This window comes from Pedobacter sp. 01N416 (assembly GCF_056399685.1).
Genome location: NZ_JBFTRT010000447.1, coordinates 1 through 4,352 on the forward strand (window position 1 = coordinate 1; position 4,352 = coordinate 4,352).

Here is a 4,352-nt window from a genome sequence, read left to right on the forward strand (position 1 = left end):
GTATTACTTTTACTTATGACGCTAATGGCAATAAATTGAGAAAACAAAGTAGTTTAACTGGCGATCGTTATTATATAAATGGAATTGAATACGTTGGTGGAGCAATAGAACTTATTCATACTGAAGAGGGGGTGGCAAGAAATCAGAATGGCAATTATAGCTATGAATTTAATCTGCCTGATCATCTAGGTAATGTTAGAGCAACATTTTATAAGAACCCTAATAACCAATCTTTGGAGTTGTTACAAAGGGATGATTATTATGCATTTGGTTTACGTAAAGACCCCAAAACACTTGTATCTTCTAACGATAACAAGTATCTTTATAACGGTAAAGAGTTTCAGGATGATTTAAAGGAATACGATTATGGCGCCCGATTCTATGATCCGGCACTTGGAAGATGGAATGTAATAGATCCAATGGCTGAAAATGATCGGAAAACGAATCCTTACGCTTATGTTTTTAATAATCCCATAAATGTAACAGACCCTGATGGAATGTTTGGGGAACATAGGACCTGGGATGGGATTTGGCAGGCTTCAGAGGGTAAGGATGAGGACGCAGAATTATGGAAAGGCCTAAATTTTAGAATTCATGCAAGTAGTGTGATTGGACGAAATGATGGCTCGAACGATGCCCAATCTGCTGGTTTAGATCAACTTGAGGCTAGTTATCAAGCTCAGGTTACTGATAGAGGACCTAAGCCAAAGAAAAAAACTTCGGAGCAGATAGAAAAGGAGCATAAGACAGAGCTTAAAAAATATGGAAAGATTGTTGCTTACTCAGTCTTGGGCGCTTATTTCCAGACAGGTGAGGGAATTTCAGTGGAGTATGGAGAAATAATAACGGATAGTGGCTATGGACAACGTTATCGTACTATATCTGTTGGATGGGGAGTTGGAGGAGGAATAACTAGCGGCGGAGGTGCGATAATATCGAAAGGTGACTACGAAGCAACATTCAGTGATTGGTCCGGAGACAGTTTCGGAGGATCTGCGAGTTACTCTGTAGCTACCGTATCTTTAGCCTCTGCCAGTGCCTATTATACAATTGGCTTTGCTGTTGGGTTTTCGAGTAATTTAGGCGTTAAAATTAAAAGTAGCCCGAGTGCAAATATCAACATTACTACATTAGTTGGTAAGCCGTACAAGTTGCGAGATTATAGTGGCTTTTCAGGTAATTATATCAAAACAAATGGACAACACTAGATGGTTGGTTAGAGAGTATCAAATAAAAGGAACGCTGACAGAGTTAAAAGCTGTCAGCGAAATAATTTCAATTTTGCAGAAAAAGGGGTATACGATAACAAGCAATACCCCTTCATTAATCGCTTTTGAAAACAATAGATTGATACAGTTAAATACCAGTAGGACGAGAATTTCTGAGGGAAGGATTATTTTCGATCAAAAACTYGATGGATATTGCTTTATCTATATTGATAAACACTTTTATGATTTATTGATTTTAGGTATTACTGTAATATTGTTTACCTGTATAGCGGGTTGGATGGGTTTAATAGGAAGTTTGATTTTATCAATTATCGTATTTGGCTTTGCTTATTTCAATTATAAGAACGTTGTAGGTAAAGAATTCCTTAATGATTTAAAGCTAAATCCTGACTCAAACGTTTAATAATATTTTAGATCTCATACGACCACCTGAAAAGATGAGATTAAGGAAGGTACTTTGATAAATAGAAAATGGATTTGTTCTATTTTGTTAATTCGGTGTTTCACAGATCCTATGATGCCTTTACACTTCCCCGTTGTTCTATCGAATGGTTCGTCGATCATTAGTGGCAGGCTGTAAAGGCAACAGACTATGCCTTTGCTGAAACAGTGTTTGAAGCCTCCCCTTTAAACCGGATACAGCAGCAGGGGGCACCGGGCGAAGCCTGGCAGATCAGCGGAGGGCATACCCTGAAAACTGAATATGCTTTTTTGGCCTTCTGATCCGTAATATCCTGCAGTTGTTTTATATGAAAAATCCAAAGACAGAATATCTTTCAGTCTGTGATAAAAATTATCCTTAGGAACATGATCTGAAAGTTGAAAACTCATGAACAGCTTTTCCTGATATTTTTTTCTTCCTTGCATATCATCAATTTACCGAATAATACCTCCTTTAACTGGATTCGTTTTCAACACTTGTGAGTTGTGCAACAGTCACGTGTCGCGTGTGGGAGATGAATAAAATTGTAGTAAGGTCCGGCGGAGATGTCGGGCTTTGTTATTTACTTGGCGAACGCCTTTTTAGTCTTGAAGTTCTGTATGTAAAATGGTAGCCAAAAATGAAAGTTAAGTTAGACAGTATAGAGCAAATGCTATCCGTAATTCTTTTAAGGTATAAAGAGTTGTATGTTAATGAGATAGAAATAGAAAATGATTATTATTGGAGACTTGATGAAAAAGAGATTTATACTCTTGATGAAGAACCCAAGGACTTTACCATAGGTCAATTAACCGATGATTGGGAAACCGTTCAACACAATTTTAAGACAGACGACTTAATTCCATACGATTTACAAAAAATATCAAGTATTCTCACGGCTTTAAGTGTCGAGAAGCCTGTTTTGATTTAAAATTATAAGTAATCAACAATAAAGATGCCGAAAAGTAGCCACCAATTTGGTCTTAGCGTCTCGCTAAGACCAAAATGTAGCTTGGATTGTTATTTCTGTAGGAGTTCGAGTTTGATTAGCCTTGCTTTTATTGCTCCGTAGGTACGAGAATGGAATTTGGCAAGCTGGGTAATCTTGATGCCTTCGCTGAAACGCTCCGAAAGCAATTCATCTTCTATATTGTTGGCTCATTACAGGCTTATGACAACCGCGAGACAATGGATTATTCAAATGGCGCTATTAGTTGGAGTGCAACCCCTTTGACTCCCCAAGCAAGAGCTAAGGATAGTAATTTTCAGCAAGTAAGTTCTGGGAAATTCATCATTACTGTAGTGGCGGCAATTCAACATTTTTTAAATTTAGATAACAGCTAATAAAATTTTGAGCTATGATAAAGAAGATAATTATTGTATTATTGATATGTTTATATGTTACGATTGGATCAACAAAAGCCCAATCTTATAACATACAATCTTTTGAGGGCAATAAAGCAAACATTAATTTGTATTATAAGCCTTCAAGTGGGATGCTAACCATTAGTTATTTACGAGATACCTTATTGATAAATAACTATATGAGTGTTGATACTGTCAATATATTAAATAAAGTTTTTTTACAAATCAACTACGTGAAAAGGGCTGGGTCAAACGAGGACGTAATAAACCAGTTAATACTGTATGTTTCCAATGGCAAGCTCTGCCAAGCTCTACATGTTAACTCACTTACGACTTACGATATCAGACCCAGTGAGTATTCACTTTTTAAACTGAAGGTAACATTGGCTGGGCATGATACAAACACCTATAAGTTGAGTTTAAATATTCATAACGAAAAGAGCTCTAAACGTAGTCCTAAGTTGAATTATAAATATAATAAAACAGCGTTTTTAGCTTTTGATAAAAAAAATAAAGCTTTTTACAACAGCTACGAGCCTACAATGGGTTACTACACATTTCATGATCTAAACGATAACAGCACTAGGAAGAAGTATATAAAAAGTGATATTCCTATAGTTAAAGTAGAAAAGGATAAGTATTACTACATCGATGGCCATTGGTACACTAGAGACAAAAGCGATTTTTATTCCATGCTGTTATAAATCTATGTCATTTCAGCTTAACAGCCCGGCTAACAAGATAGGTGGCCTTATGTAAGAACCGAAGAGAGCTGTTTGGATTCTGTTTTACGCTGCTTCCATTTACTCAGAAGGTTAAGGCAGATGGCAAGTTCATCAGCAATCTCTCCAATAGACCCTCGGCTATTGGATAAGGCGGTATTAAAAAAGCATAACTGTATGCAAGAACTCTTATTTTACAACAGGAAACAATTGACTGAAGCTTTACAAAAGGGGGGATTAATTATCCAATCTTACAGATCCCGTCCGATATTAATTTATGGCAACATCCTGAACGTGACATGCGTCCACCAGTGTTTTAATCCATAAATTTAAACCTATTATGCGCTTACTTAAAATTTCAGCTATTGTTTGTTTTGTCGGTCTTTTATTTCAGATTTTTGCTTTCATAAATTTGAAAGTCAGTTATAAATCTGAAGTTGATTTAATGGAGACACATGTTGAAGTTTCCAAGATGAGTTTAAGAGAAAAAAATAAAGAATATCAACGAATAGCGGTGATAAAACAGAATATCTTACACCAACGGTTTGTTGCTAAAGTTCTATTTTGGTTTTTTTTGATTGGTCTGATCATTTCCGTTGTGATATTATATAGACG

The 4,352-nt window shown here is 36.1% G+C and carries 6 protein-coding genes and 1 pseudogene; all 7 read left to right on the plus strand.

Features of this window, described 5'->3' with window-relative positions; genetic code table 11:
• A partial coding sequence (locus AC1DND_RS21075) for an RHS repeat-associated core domain-containing protein (protein WP_477584594.1) occupies positions 1-1,208 on the plus strand: 1,208 nt, incomplete at its 5' end.
• A complete protein-coding gene (locus AC1DND_RS21080) occupies positions 1,195-1,632 on the plus strand; it encodes a hypothetical protein (protein ID WP_477584595.1) in 438 nt (145 codons plus the stop codon). The genes AC1DND_RS21075 and AC1DND_RS21080, both read left to right, overlap by 14 nt.
• Before the next feature lie 188 nt (positions 1,633-1,820).
• Positions 1,821-1,952 (plus strand): annotated as a pseudogene (locus AC1DND_RS21085) (DUF6443 domain-containing protein); the annotation flags it as partial.
• 338 nt (positions 1,953-2,290) lie between these two features.
• Positions 2,291-2,581: a hypothetical protein gene (locus tag AC1DND_RS21090; protein ID WP_477584596.1), complete on the plus strand. Its 291-nt coding sequence runs from the start codon at positions 2,291-2,293 to the stop codon at positions 2,579-2,581.
• 149 nt (positions 2,582-2,730) lie between these two features.
• Complete coding sequence (locus tag AC1DND_RS21095; protein WP_477584597.1) at positions 2,731-2,994, plus strand: hypothetical protein; 264 nt, start codon at positions 2,731-2,733, stop codon at positions 2,992-2,994.
• A gap of 14 nt (positions 2,995-3,008) precedes the next feature.
• Entirely contained in the window at positions 3,009-3,719 is a 711-nt protein-coding gene (locus tag AC1DND_RS21100) for a hypothetical protein (protein ID WP_477584598.1), read from the plus strand.
• 358 nt (positions 3,720-4,077) lie between these two features.
• The coding region (locus AC1DND_RS21105; protein ID WP_477584599.1) for a hypothetical protein at positions 4,078-4,352 on the plus strand (275 nt) is incomplete at its 3' end.